This window comes from Blautia sp. BIOML-A1 (assembly GCF_009883055.1).
Lineage (GTDB): Bacteria > Bacillota > Clostridia > Lachnospirales > Lachnospiraceae > Blautia_A.
In genome coordinates, this window is sequence record NZ_WWVR01000052.1 from 1 (window position 1) to 12,719 (window position 12,719).

The following is a 12,719-nucleotide window of genomic DNA, read 5'->3' on the forward strand; positions in this document are numbered from 1 at the left end:
TGCGTCCCAGAAATTCTATGAATTCCGGACAAGATTGAAAGCAAAATGTGCTGAATATGGAATCGAACTGCGGGTAGTTGACAGGTGGTATCCGTCTTCAAAGACCTGTCACTGTTGTAGCTGTATTAAAAAAGATCTGAAACTTTCAGACAGGATCTACAGATGCACATGTGGATATATTGAGGACAGAGATCTCAATGCAGCACTGAATCTGAGAGATGCAGAGACTTACGAAGTTGCATGATTCCGTAAACGTAAGTATGTACCGAAGGCTATTTCGGGAATTAACGACTGTGGAGTGTACTTAGGATCTGTGAGTAGAGATAACTACGGTTACTCAAAAGCATACACGAAGAAACAGTAAGCGGTATTCGTGAGAATCCGCATTATCTCGATGTAAGTATGTTTAATCACATTTTGAGTGGCAGAAAATTATGTCCATTAAACTTATCGCCAGTGACCTGGATGGAACTCTGCTGACCGACAAAAAAGAACTTTCGCCAGGGACAAGAAAGGCTCTTGATATGGCGGCAGCACAAGGGATTTATATTGTTCCGGCAACGGGCAGATCTTTTGAATCAGTGCCGGAAATGATCCGGGAATATCCGGGAGTGAAATATCTGATCACTGCCAACGGAGGAGCTGTTTATTCGGCAGAAGCCGAGAAACGTATTTATCAGTGTCTGCTCAGCCCGGAATCTGTGGATGCAGCGATTGCCGTGAGACAAAGAGAAAAAATTGTCATGGAGGCGGTTATTGATGGCATTCCCTATGCGGAGGAGGAGTATGTAAAAGATCCGATCCGTTATCTTGCGACGGAATACGGTGCGAAATATATCAGGGCGACGAGAAGACCGGTGAAGGATATTCTGCAGTTTGCAGCAGAGCACAAAGCGGAACTGGACAGTATTTCTTTTGTATGCAGTCATGAGGACAGAGAGCGATTGTATACATCACTGAGAGAAGAGATTCCGGATGTTTATGTGACTTCTTCTGTGTCAAACCTTCTGGAGATCGGTCATAAGGATGCCGGAAAGGGCAAGACACTTCTATGGCTTCTGGGACATCTTGGAATCGCGGCGGAGGAAGCAATGGCTTTTGGCGATGCAGATAATGACAGCAGTATGCTGGAAGTTGTGAAATATGGCTTTGCGATGGGAAATGCGACAGAAAACTGCCAGAAAGCTGCCGCATATGTAACAGGCACCAATGAAGAAGATGGAGTCGCGGAAGCAATTTTGTCTTTTCTGTGTGCAGGTAATATTTTGTCGCATATAAAATGCGAAATATGATGAACCCTATTGACAATTGGAAAAAATAGTGGTATTTTATAGAAAATAATTTAGCTAGTTAAACCGTTGAAGCGGAGATAAAGGCAGTCATGCGCGCACAGAGAGTCCGGGAGGGTGAGAGCCGGGTAGAAATGCAGGTTGTCAAATGGACCGCTGAGGGCGCAGGGAAAGATTAGTTCGAGTATTCTGCGACGTGAGGCATACGTCAGTTGCCGGGAATATGCAGGTATTCCGCAAAGAGCACGGGTCGTTCCGTGAATCAAGGTGGCACCGCGGGTGAATTTTAATGCTCGTCCTTGACAGAGATCAGTTTCTGTCGTGGACGGGCTTTCTTTTTACCAAAAAGTCTGTGATGACAGAATGGAGTAAGGAAACTGACACCATATGAGGAGGTAAGATCCATGTATCCTACGATGGAAGACATCAGGAAAATCGCAGCAAAAGGACAGTACAAAAGAGTTCCGGTATGTCGGGAACTATATGCAGACAGATATACTCCTGTGGAGATGATGAGAACTCTCAGGGAGGCAAGCAGACATTGTTATCTGCTGGAAAGTGCAAGTCAGACAGAGGTATGGGGACGTTATTCTTTCCTGGGATATGAGCCGGTCATGGAGATTACCTGTACAGACGGAATTATGAAAATCCGCAGGACTGAAGGTGCAGATAAAGAAGAAATTACAAAGCAGGTGGCACATCCGGGAGATACCTTAAGAGAGATATTAAAGGAATATAAGAGCCCGGTCATGGAGGATATGCCTCCATTCACCGGTGGTCTGGTAGGATATTTTTCTTATGATTATATCAAATACAGCGAACCGAAGCTGAAGCTTGGAGAGCATGAGGATCCGGATTTCAGAGATATGGATCTGATGCTTTTTGACCAGGTGATCGCCTTTGATCATTACAGACAGAAGGTACTTCTGATCACAGGAGTCATGCTGGATGACCTGGAAAATTCTCTTCGGAAAGCAGAGCAAAAGCTTCAGGAAATGGCAGATCTGATCCGTAGTGGAAAGAAAGCAGAGTTTCCGCCGCTGCAGCTGGATTCAGAGATCAGACCGCAGTTTCCAAAAGAAAAATACTGTCAGATGGTGGAAAAAGCAAAACATTATATTCACGAAGGAGATATTTTTCAGGTAGTACTTTCCAACCCGATGAGAGCGAAGGCAGAGGGCAGCCTGTTTGATACCTACAGGGTTTTGAGAGCAACAAATCCATCCCCGTATATGTTTTATTTTTCCAGTGATGACATCGAACTGGCAGGTGCTTCGCCGGAAACACTGGTCAAACTTGAGAACAAAAAACTCACTACATTCCCTCTGGCAGGTACCAGACCGAGGGGTAAAACAAAGCAGGAAGACCGGGAACTGGAAGAGGGACTTCTGAAAGACGAAAAAGAACTTGCGGAGCATAATATGCTGGTGGATCTTGGTCGAAATGATATCGGAAGGATCAGTAAGATCGGAAGTGTAAAAGTAGAAAAGTATATGAGCGTGGAGCATTTTTCACAGGTCATGCATATTGGTTCCACGGTAGCCGGTGAGATCCGCGAGGACAGAGATGCGGTGGATGCGGTAGATTCCATCCTTCCGGCAGGAACACTTTCCGGAGCACCCAAATTCCGTGCCTGCCAGATTATTGAGGAGCTGGAGCAGAGTAAAAGAGGAATCTATGGTGGCGCGATCGGTTATCTGGACTTTGCAGGAAACCTTGATACCTGTATTGCAATCCGCCTCGTGTACAAGAAAAAAGGTGAGATATGTATTCGCTCCGGAGCAGGAATCGTGGCAGACAGTGTTCCGGAAAAGGAATTTGAGGAGTGCTGCAACAAGGCAAGAGCCGTAGTTCTGGCAATCAATAAGGCACAGGAGGGATTGGAATGATCGTACTGATCGATAATTATGACAGCTTTTCCTATAACGTATTTCAACTGATCGGTTCTGTCGAACCGGACATCAAAGTGGTTCGAAACGATGAATATACCGTTGAAGAAATAGAAAAAATGAAGCCGGAGGCACTGATCCTTTCGCCGGGACCGGGAAAACCCTCCGATGCGGGAATCTGCATTGAGGCTATCAGATACTTTGCAGGAAAGATCCCGATCCTTGGAATCTGTCTGGGACATCAGGCAATCTGTGAAGCCTTTGGCGGTCGGGTTTCTTATGCAAAAGAGCTGATGCATGGAAAGAAAAAAACAATCTACACGGTTGGAAAAAGTAAAATTTTTGAAGGTCTGGGAGACAGTTTCCAGGCGGCCAGATACCATTCACTGGCTGCTGTGAGAGAGGAACTTCCGGAGGTACTTAAGGTCACAGCAGAGGCAGAAGATGGAGAAGTCATGGCGGTAGAACATACAGAATATCCTGTTTATGGAGTACAGTTTCATCCGGAATCTGTCATGACACCCGATGGAAAATTAATGATACAGAACTTTATGGCAACTGTTCACAGGTAATACAGCTACAGAATATAGTCAGGGAGGTAGTAAGATGATCAAAGAGTCAATCATAAAACTTTCAAAAAAAGAAGATTTAACATATCAGGAAGCGGAGACAGTTATGGATGAGATCATGAGCGGACAGGCAACACCGGTCCAGATGTCTTCTTATCTGACAGCTCTTTCCATGAAGGGGGAAACTATTGATGAGATCACAGCTTCCGCAGCAGGAATGAGAGCACACTGCATTAAATTACTGCATGATCTTGATGTGCTGGAGATTGTGGGAACCGGTGGTGATGGAGCAAATTCCTTCAATATTTCCACAACCTCTTCCCTGGTGATCGCAGCAGGCGGCGTGCCGGTAGCGAAGCATGGAAATCGTGCAGCATCGTCAAAAAGCGGGGCAGCAGATGTTCTTGAGGCTCTTGGAGTGAATATTACAATCCCGCCGGAAAAGAGTGCGGAATTGCTTAAAAAAATCAATATCTGCTTCCTGTTTGCACAGAATTATCATATTGCAATGAAGTATGTGGCACCAATCCGTAAGGAACTTGGAATCCGCACCGTGTTTAACATTCTTGGACCTCTGAGTAATCCGGCAGGAGCAAACATGGAACTGATGGGCGTGTTTGATCAGGCTCTTGTGGAACCGCTGGCACAGGTTATGGCGAAGCTTGGCGTGATCAGAGGAATGGTGGTTTTCGGACAGGATAAGCTGGATGAGATTTCCATGAGCGCACCAACCTCCGTATGTGAGATCAGGGACGGATGGTTCCAGTCCTATGAGATTACACCGGAACAGTTTGGCTACACCAGATGCTCCAAGGAAGATCTGGTTGGAGGAACTCCGGCAGAAAATGCAGAGATTACCAGAGCAATTTTAAAGGGGGAAGAGAGAGGACCGAAGCGTCAGGCGGTCTGCCTGAATGCAGGTGCGGCACTTTATATTGCAGGTAAAGCGGAAAGTATGGAGGCCGGTGTCCGTATGGCTGAAGAGCTTATCGACAGTGGCGCGGCATTGAAGAAGCTGGAAGAATTTATCCAGGCTTCCAACGAATAAGTGCTATAATAAGAGAATCAGTATATTTATTTCTGCCTGGCAGAAGAAAGTGCTGAAATTCACGTAGTATAAGAAAAGGAAAATTATCATGAACATCTTAAACGAGATTGCCGAAAAGACAAGGGAGCGTATCGAAAAGGACAAGAAAGAAATGCCGAGAGAGGATCTGATCCGTGAGATCCGGCAGAAAAAAGTCCAGATGCTGCTCAATCCACTGACTCAGTCTGAGACAGCAAAAACGCCGCACAGCTTTTACCAGGCATTAAAAAAGCAGGGAATGTCCTATATCTGTGAAGTAAAAAAAGCTTCTCCTTCTAAGGGACTGATCGCACCGGATTTCCCGTATCTGGAGATTGCAAAGGAATATAAAGAAGCCGGAGCAGCAGCAATCTCCTGTCTGACAGAGCCATTTTATTTCCAGGGATCTGACCAGTATTTATGGGAGATCGCATCGGAAGTAGACATTCCGGTTCTGAGAAAGGATTTCGTAGTGGATGATTACATGATCGTGCAGGCAGCCGCTTATGGAGCTGCAGCTGTGCTTCTGATTTGTGCACTTCTTGATGACAGACAGCTTCGTGAATATCGGGAAATGGCAGAGGATCTGGGCATGGATGCACTGGTGGAGGCACATGATGCAGAGGAAGTGGAGAGAGCCTTAAAGAGTGGAGCAAGGATCATTGGTGTCAATAACCGTGATCTCAAAACCTTTGAGGTGGATATGGAAAACAGTATCCGACTTCGTAAACTTGCCCCGGACGATGTGATCTTTGTATCGGAGAGCGGCATCCGTACTGCAGAAGATATCCGAAAGCTGCATGAAAACCGGATCGAAGCGGTTCTGATCGGAGAAACCCTGATGAGAAGTGCGGACAAAAAAGCAGCACTGGAAGAACTGAACGGAGCACCGTTAACAGAAGAATAAAAGTAACTATTCAGAACGGTTACAAATAAAAACAGATATGACAATAGAAAAGCATACAAAAACCAAAATCAAAATATGTGGGCTCAGGCGCAGGGAAGACATTCTTGCAATCAATGAAGCAAAGCCGGATTACTGTGGATTTATTATAGAATTTCCGCGAAGTTTCCGGAGCATAACAGCAGATAAAGCCAGAGAACTGGTGAGAGAACTTTCGCCAAAGATCCGTGCAGTTGGAGTATTTGTGAATGCACCGATGGAACTGGTGAGAGATCTTTTGAATGACGGGACACTTGCACTTGCACAGCTTCACGGACAGGAAGATGAGTCCTATATCAGGGAATTAAAGAAAACAGTGGAGAAGCCGGTCATTAAGGCATTTTCTGTGAAGACAAAAGAGGATATAGAGAAGGCAATTTTAAGTCCGGCGGACTATATCCTTCTGGATCAGGGCGGCGGAGGAACGGGAAAGACGTTTGACTGGACTTTGATACCGGAGATCCGAAGAGAGTTTTTTCTTGCAGGAGGGCTTGGCACAGAGAATCTGAGGCAGGCAATCCGGGAAATCAGACCATATGCTGTGGATCTGAGCAGCAGTGTGGAGACAGATAAGTGGAAAGATCCGGAGAAAATCCGGCAGGTTGTGGATATTGTGAAAAAAAGTGTGTAAATAAATTACAGGGAAATGCTGTGATTTGAAGAACATAGAGGAGGATACCAATGTCAAAGGGAAGATTTGGAATACATGGAGGGCAGTACATTCCGGAGACACTGATGAATGCAGTGCTGGAACTGGAAGAGGCTTATAATCACTACAAAGATGATCCGGAATTCAACCGGGAACTCACGGATTTGCTGAATAACTATGCAGGTCGTCCGTCCCGTCTGTATTATGCAGCACATATGACGGAGGACCTGGGCGGTGCCAGGGTTTATCTGAAGCGTGAGGATCTGAACCATACAGGTGCTCATAAGATCAACAATGTTCTGGGACAGGTCCTGCTTGCCAAAAAGATGGGAAAAACCCGTGTTATTGCAGAGACAGGAGCCGGCCAGCATGGTGTTGCAACCGCGACAGCAGCTGCTCTTATGGGGATGGAATGTGAAATCTTCATGGGAAAAGAAGATACGGAACGTCAGGCTTTAAATGTCTACAGAATGCGTCTTCTGGGAGCAAAGGTAAATGCGGTTACATCGGGAACGGCAACTTTGAAGGATGCTGTTTCTGAGACCATGAGAGAGTGGACAAATCGTATTGCGGATACGCATTATGTTCTTGGTTCAGCCATGGGTCCTCATCCATTCCCGACGATCGTCCGTGATTTTCAGGCGATTATTTCCAAAGAGATCAAAGAACAGATTCTTGAAAAAGAGGGGAAACTTCCGGATGCTGTGTTGGCCTGTGTCGGCGGCGGCTCCAATGCGATCGGAACTTTCTATAATTTTATTGAGGACGAGGGTGTTCGTCTGATTGGCTGCGAGGCAGCAGGACGAGGCGTGAATACGGCTGAGACGGCGGCAACGATCGCAACCGGAAAGCTTGGTATCTTCCATGGAATGAAATCCTATTTCTGTCAGGATGAATATGGTCAGATCGCACCGGTATATTCTATTTCCGCGGGTCTGGATTATCCTGGAGTCGGACCGGAGCATGCACATCTTTATGATATCGGACGTGCGGAATATGTGCCTGTGACAGATGATGAGGCGGTTGAAGCGTTTGAATATCTTTCCAGAACCGAAGGTATTATTCCGGCAATCGAGAGTGCGCATGCAGTTGCTTATGCGAGAAAGATTGTGCCGCAGATGAGCAAAGATCAGATTGTTGTAATCACTATTTCCGGACGTGGAGACAAGGACTGTGCGGCAATCGCACGTTACAGAGGGGAGGATATCCATGAATAAGAGAATTACTGAGGCATTTGCGAAGGGAAAAGCATTTATCCCGTTTGTTACCTGTGGGGATCCATCTCTGGATGTTACTGAAAAAATTGTATATGCTATGGAAGATGCAGGAGCTGATCTGATCGAGCTTGGTATTCCGTTTTCTGATCCTACAGCAGAGGGACTTGTTATCCAGGGAGCAAATCTGCGTGCCCTGTCTGGTGGAGTTACCACAGATAAAGTTTTTGAAATGGTGGAAAAAATCCGTAAAAATACCAGTATCCCGATGGTGTTTATGACTTATGCGAATGTTGTTTTTTCCTATGGGACTGAGCGTTTCTGCAAGAAAGCTGCAGAGGTTGGGATGGATGGAATGATTCTTCCGGATGTTCCGTTTGAGGAAAAAGAGGAGTTTGCATCTGTTGCAGAGAAGTATGGTCTGGATCTGATTTCGCTGATTGCACCAACTTCTCATGAGAGAATTTCTATGATTGCAAACGAGGCGGAGGGTTTTGTTTATTGTGTATCTTCGCTTGGAGTTACCGGTATGCGAAGTCAGATTACTACGGATATCGGGGCTATGGTAGATCTTGTCAAAGCTCAGAAAGATATCCCGTGTGCTGTTGGATTTGGTATTTCTAATCCGGAGCAGGCGAAGAAGATGGCAGCTCAGGCAGATGGGGTTATTGTGGGATCGGCGATCGTGAAGCTGTGTGAAACTTACGGAGCTGACTGCGTGCCGTATATCCGAGAGTATGTGAAATCTATGAAGGATGCGATAAAGAAATAAAGGATTCCCGGTGACGATGGAAATAAAATAATTGAACTCCAGGAAGGTCGTTTTATGAATCATCCTCTGGATTTGTCTCAATTCAGAACTTCTAAGGTACCGTGGTGTACAGAACTTTGCTAAGAACGATACAGAAAAATGCTGAACTCGCTGACGCTCAGACAGCAGCATTTTCTGTATCAACGCAAAAACCTGTACAACCAGGAACCTTTACGAAGTTCTTCAGGCGAGACTGCACCAGAGGATGATTATAAAACTTCTTGACTGGATTTTTTTATTTTGATTCCATCTCACCGTACTTTATCTGAAGATGGGAGTGTGGTGACATACAGGAAGTAATAAAAGCCGGGACAGTGCAAAGCATATGCAGGGAGTCCTCCTTTGGTAATATACAGGAAGTTTGGTATTCATGTGCAGGGACAGGAAATGTCTGCGAGGCTTTCGTCATGACGTGCAGGCAAATAAGCGCATGCACGGAGAGAAGAAGTAGTAATTTTCATAAAAATAGTATCCCGCGAGGTGTTTTGGCATGAATATGCCAAAATCCCGAGACATACAGGTCAAAATGCCATCGCCGTAGGCGATCTGGAATGCATTTTGACCGGGGTGCTGTGAACGTAGTGAACAGCAACACAACGCAGCATTATTTTATGTACCTGCACATGATATACCATCTTCCGTCATATATCATTATCATATATTCTGCTTCCGTCATATACCAATTCATGTTATGATATAAAAATGATAAGTAACAGTAGAAGTAAAATATCATATACGGATGAGAGGGGTATAGCATGGAATTCCAGCATGAACTGGTGATCCCGGATGAGGGACTGCCTTTTAAATTTTTCCTGTTTGAGGGTAGTCAGGGAAATTATGTAAGAGAGAAACACTGGCATACGTCAATTGAGATTTTTGCTGTCATGGAAGGATCTCTGACATTTTATCTGAATGAAGAGGAACATCCGCTCAAGGCAGGCGAGCTGATGATCATTAACTCAAATGAAGTCCATTCAATCAATTCGCCGGAGGAAAATCATACGGCAGTGCTTCAGATTCCCCTGAAACAGTTCGAGGATTATTTTACCGCACATCGTTTTATCCGGTTTGCCGGAAGTATCCCACAGATGGATACAGAATTATCAAATCTGGTTCAGGAAATGTACCGCTTATATATAAAAAGAGGAAGCGGATATGAATTCAAGATCCGTTCATTTTATTATGATGTATTGTATCTTCTGGTCAATCATTATCGTCTGGACGAGGCCGGAGAGCAGGAAGTACGCCATAGCCGCCGCCTGGATGCACTTGCAAGGATTACTTCCTATATGAGAGAACATTACCAGGAAGAACTTAAACTGACTGAAATTGCGAATATGTTTGGATATTCAGATGCATATTTATCCAGGATGTTTCAGAAATATGCAAATGTCAATTTTAAGACATATCTTCAGGACATTCGCATGACTTATGCGTACCGAGAACTTCTCAATACAGATAAGACGATCAGCCAGATCGCACTGGATAACGGATTCAGCAGCAGTCGGGCGTTTACAAGAGAATTTCAGAGACGCTACGGTATTTTGCCAAGCGAACTTGGACGAACAAAATAAGATAAAAAACAGGTAGTCATTAAACTGCCTGTTTTTTTGTTTATATCAGGATGAGGGCAAATAACTGATTTACAGGTCAAAAAAATGCACTAAACAGGACAAAAAATTTGGCGAAATATTATTTGGTGAGTGATATGATATTTTCAATACAAAAAATATAAAGGAGGTAACTTCAGGTGAAGATTCAGAATGTAGCAGATGACGCATTTCGCAGATATGGTAAAGTACTGGAGGGGTATGACTTTACAGAACTTCTGAAAGAAATGAAACACACGCCGGTACCGGAGGATGTAATCTATGTACCATCTGTAGAAGAGATGGAAGCATTGCCGGTAGCGAAGGAACTTCAGGACAAAGGATATGGTGGACTTCCAATTGAGATCGGATACTGCAACGGTCATAACAAGAAACTGAATGGACTGGAATATCATCGCAGCTCCGAAATTAATGTAGCAGTCACAGATATGGTACTTCTTATCGGACATCAGCAGGATGTAGAAAAAGACTTCACATATGACACATCCAAGGTAGAAGCATTTCTTGTTCCGGCAGGAACCGCAGTTGAGGTTTATGCAACCACTCTTCATTATGCACCATGTCATGTAAAAGAAACAGGTTTCCAGTGTGTCGTTGTTTTACCGAAGGGAACAAATACAGAGCTGACTTTTGATAAAGAAGATAAAGGAGAAGACAGACTTCTCACAGCTAAGAATAAATGGCTGATCGTACATGAGGAAGCAGCTATCGAAGGTGCGTTTAATGGACTGAAAGGTAAGAATATACAAATAATTTAATTTATAATAATATGGAGGAATTTTTATCATGAACAATATGCCAGAAGTAAAAGTTGGAATCGTTGCAGTCAGCCGTGACTGTTTCCCGGAATCACTTTCTGTAAACAGAAGAAAAGCTCTTGTAGAGGCTTATACAAACAAATATGATGCAAAGGATATCTACGAATGTCCAATCTGTATCGTAGAAAGCGAAATTCATATGGTACAGGCTCTTGAGGACATCAAAAAAGCAGGCTGCAATGCACTTTGTGTTTACCTTGGAAACTTTGGACCTGAAATTTCCGAAACACTTCTTGCAAAACATTTCGACGGACCAAAAATGTTTATCGCAGCAGCAGAGGAGACACAGGATAACCTTTGCCAGGGACGTGGAGATGCTTACTGCGGTATGCTGAATGCAAGCTATAACCTGCAGCTTCGTAATGTAAAAGCCTATATCCCGGAATATCCGGTTGGTGATGCCGAAGACTGTGCAGATATGATTCATGAGTTCCTTCCGATCGCAAGAGCAGTTGAAGGACTGAGCAATCTTAAGATCATCAGCTTTGGACCGCGTCCGACAAACTTCCTTGCCTGCAATGCACCGATCAAGCAACTCTACAATCTTGGCGTAGAGATTGAAGAAAACTCTGAACTGGATCTCTTTGAAGCATTCAATAAGCACGAAGGCGATGAAAGAATCCCGGAAATTGTAAAAGAAATGGAAGAAGAACTTGGTGCCGGAAACAAGAAACCAGAGGTCCTTCCGAAACTTGCTCAGTATGAACTGACTCTGAAAGACTGGGTAAGAGATCACAGAGGATACCGTAAATATGTAACTCTGACAGGAAAATGCTGGCCGGCATTCCAGACACAGTTTGGATTTGTTCCATGCTATGTAAATAGCCGTCTGACTGCCCAGGGCATTCCGGTATCCTGCGAAGTTGATATTTATGGTACATTAAGTGAATTCATCGGACAGGTTGTAAGCAACGATGTCGTTACCCTGCTTGATATCAACAACTCTGTACCGAAGGATATGTATAAAGAGTCCATCGAGGGAAAATACAATTATACACTGAAAGACACATTCATGGGATTCCACTGTGGAAACACTGCTTCGAGCAAACTTTCCTTCTGTGAAATGAAATACCAGATGATCATGGCAAGATCTCTTCCGATCGAAGTTACAAACGGTACTCTGGAGGGTGACATCAAACCTGGTGATATCACATTCTATCGTCTGCAGAGCACGGCTGATAACAAACTTCGTGCCTATATCGCACACGGCGAAGTGCTTCCGGTTGCAACCCGTTCCTTTGGCGCGATTGGTGTCTTTGCTATCCCGGAAATGGGACGTTTCTATCGCCATGTCCTGATCGAGGGAGGATATCCGCATCACGGTGCAGTAGCATTCGGACATCATGGAAAAGCTCTCTTTGAGGTATTTAAATATATCGGTGTTCCGGTTGATGAGATTGGATACAATCAGCCGGCAGGTGTGAGATACCCGACAGAAAATCCGTGGGGATGATCCGCAGACAGAATGTGCATCTGCAGGTATGAATGCAGATGCACAGTTAGGAGGAAAAATGTACTATATTGGCATAGATTTAGGGACTTCTGCCGTAAAACTTCTTCTTATGGAAGAATCCGGCAAGATCTGTAATATTGTATCAAAAGAATATCCATTATTTTTTCCGCATCCGGGCTGGTCAGAACAGAATCCGGAGGACTGGTTTACGCAGAGCGTAGAGGGAATGAAAGAACTGACGGAGGGGATTGATCGTTCCAAGGTAGCTGGAATTGGCTTCGGGGGACAGATGCATGGACTGGTAACGCTGGATGAGAATGACAAGGTTATCCGCCCGGCAATCCTCTGGAATGATGGACGTTCCCAGAAAGAAACAGAATATCTCAACAACGAGATCGGTAAAGAGAA

At 44.6% G+C, this 12,719-nt stretch carries 13 protein-coding genes; all 13 read left to right on the forward strand.

Going from position 1 to position 12,719, the window contains the following annotated elements; genetic code table 11:
* A partial coding sequence (locus tag GT674_RS15675; protein ID WP_161286529.1) for a zinc ribbon domain-containing protein occupies nucleotides 1-244 on the forward strand: 244 nt, incomplete at its 5' end.
* Nucleotides 245-434: 190 nt separating this feature from the next.
* Complete coding sequence (locus GT674_RS15680; RefSeq protein ID WP_161286530.1) at nucleotides 435-1,292, forward strand: Cof-type HAD-IIB family hydrolase; 858 nt, start codon at nucleotides 435-437, stop codon at nucleotides 1,290-1,292.
* Nucleotides 1,293-1,693: 401 nt separating this feature from the next.
* The gene (trpE, locus tag GT674_RS15685) at nucleotides 1,694-3,178 is read left to right on the forward strand and encodes an anthranilate synthase component I (RefSeq protein ID WP_161286532.1); all 1,485 of its coding nucleotides are present in this window, start codon (nucleotides 1,694-1,696) and stop codon (nucleotides 3,176-3,178) included.
* On the forward strand, nucleotides 3,175-3,750 hold the full coding sequence (locus tag GT674_RS15690) for an anthranilate synthase component II (protein WP_161286533.1): 576 nt from the start codon (nucleotides 3,175-3,177) through the stop codon (nucleotides 3,748-3,750). Before trpE ends, GT674_RS15690 begins: the two co-directional genes overlap by 4 nt.
* A gap of 34 nt (nucleotides 3,751-3,784) precedes the next feature.
* Nucleotides 3,785-4,795, forward strand: a complete 1,011-nt coding sequence (gene trpD, locus GT674_RS15695) for an anthranilate phosphoribosyltransferase (RefSeq protein WP_161286535.1) — start codon at nucleotides 3,785-3,787, stop codon at nucleotides 4,793-4,795.
* Between the two features lie 88 nt (nucleotides 4,796-4,883).
* Nucleotides 4,884-5,720: an indole-3-glycerol phosphate synthase TrpC gene (gene trpC / locus GT674_RS15700; RefSeq protein WP_173902675.1), complete on the forward strand. Its 837-nt coding sequence runs from the start codon at nucleotides 4,884-4,886 to the stop codon at nucleotides 5,718-5,720.
* A 37-nt stretch (nucleotides 5,721-5,757) separates the two neighbouring features.
* Nucleotides 5,758-6,387, forward strand: coding sequence for a phosphoribosylanthranilate isomerase (locus tag GT674_RS15705; RefSeq protein ID WP_161286537.1), 630 nt, complete (start codon nucleotides 5,758-5,760; stop codon nucleotides 6,385-6,387).
* A 50-nt stretch (nucleotides 6,388-6,437) separates the two neighbouring features.
* The gene (trpB, locus tag GT674_RS15710) at nucleotides 6,438-7,622 is read left to right on the forward strand and encodes a tryptophan synthase subunit beta (RefSeq protein WP_161286538.1); all 1,185 of its coding nucleotides are present in this window, start codon (nucleotides 6,438-6,440) and stop codon (nucleotides 7,620-7,622) included.
* Nucleotides 7,615-8,391 (forward strand): tryptophan synthase subunit alpha, encoded by a 777-nt coding sequence (gene trpA / locus GT674_RS15715; RefSeq protein ID WP_161286540.1) that lies wholly within the window; start codon nucleotides 7,615-7,617, stop codon nucleotides 8,389-8,391. Before trpB ends, trpA begins: the two co-directional genes overlap by 8 nt.
* Nucleotides 8,392-9,185: 794 nt before the next feature.
* Nucleotides 9,186-10,004: a helix-turn-helix transcriptional regulator gene (locus GT674_RS15720; protein WP_161286542.1), complete on the forward strand. Its 819-nt coding sequence runs from the start codon at nucleotides 9,186-9,188 to the stop codon at nucleotides 10,002-10,004.
* A 176-nt stretch (nucleotides 10,005-10,180) separates the two neighbouring features.
* On the forward strand, nucleotides 10,181-10,798 hold the full coding sequence (locus GT674_RS15725) for a DUF4867 family protein (protein ID WP_161286543.1): 618 nt from the start codon (nucleotides 10,181-10,183) through the stop codon (nucleotides 10,796-10,798).
* A gap of 28 nt (nucleotides 10,799-10,826) precedes the next feature.
* Nucleotides 10,827-12,311, forward strand: coding sequence for an L-fucose/L-arabinose isomerase family protein (locus GT674_RS15730; protein ID WP_161286545.1), 1,485 nt, complete (start codon nucleotides 10,827-10,829; stop codon nucleotides 12,309-12,311).
* A 58-nt stretch (nucleotides 12,312-12,369) separates the two neighbouring features.
* Nucleotides 12,370-12,719 (forward strand): FGGY family carbohydrate kinase (locus tag GT674_RS15735; RefSeq protein WP_243149160.1); only part of this gene is annotated, 350 nt, incomplete at its 3' end.